Raw genomic sequence first — 825 nt, forward strand, 5'->3', positions numbered from 1 at the left:
TCAAGTTTATGGTTTATTAACGAGAGGTTTTCTATAGGGGTGCTGAGTAGTTACTTGCAAGAACCCCTCCATACTGCCGCATTTCACACCATCAAAGTAAAATTCATTGTCATGGAGATTGCTCAACACGTTAGCAGGATATGGACTCTTGGACCATATATCAACGGCCTTCCCGCACCATACCTGCCATTTTATTCTTATTTTTCTTATTGCATTCATCTTGAACAAATATGTTTATTCGTTATATCCTTTTATGATAATATAGAGGCGGTAGTAACCCCACATCTTTCACATATAATCCAATGTATTCTTGTCAGACGTACCACCATAGAAAGCATCTAGCACTTCTTGGAATATGTCATCTGGCGAGACAGCATCGAAGAGTGTCATGCAGGAGCGAACCTTTACGGCATCTATACCACCTAATATATCTACTGCTGATTCTCCACGGTGTTGTAGCAGTGCCCTGGTTATCTCCCTCAGCATTGCACCATACAGCTACTATGTTGCCTCCATGCTTCCGAAGATGATAAGTGTGAGGATGCCCCACGATGACTTTGTCAAATCCCTCCTTGCTGTCATCCGCACGGAAGAATAGTCCTTTGTCAGGGCCATGCCCCAGCAGCATGATGCGCTCCTGTGTAGAGACATGATGCAACAGACGCCCCATCTCCTTGGTTGTGTGGTTGTCATCAACCACCTGTGCTTCCAGCCCTTCATATAGGGCTGAAAGCATCGCTGTGGTCTTGTCTTTGGGATGTATCACTAACATAGGGGTTGTCGTTTAATTCTAAGAATTCAATATCTATAGACGAGGGTATGCCT

Annotated in this window: 1 protein-coding gene; it reads right to left on the minus strand. The window is 44.1% G+C overall.

Annotated features, from left to right (window positions below; all coding sequences use genetic code 11):
- Window positions 1–288 precede the first annotated feature (288 nt).
- The gene (locus tag KM934_RS13355; protein WP_082027865.1) at window positions 289–486 is read right to left on the minus strand and encodes a DUF1810 family protein; all 198 of its coding nucleotides are present in this window, start codon (window positions 484–486) and stop codon (window positions 289–291) included.
- Window positions 487–825 lie beyond the last annotated feature (339 nt).

This window comes from Hallella faecis (assembly GCF_018789675.1).
Lineage (GTDB): Bacteria > Bacteroidota > Bacteroidia > Bacteroidales > Bacteroidaceae > Prevotella > Prevotella faecis.

What these genes read in the sequence shown, in the direction of transcription:
- KM934_RS13355 (WP_082027865.1), bottom strand. Translation starts at nt 486, where the DNA reads ATGCTGAGGGAGATAACCAGGGCACTGCTACAACACCGTGGAGAATCA.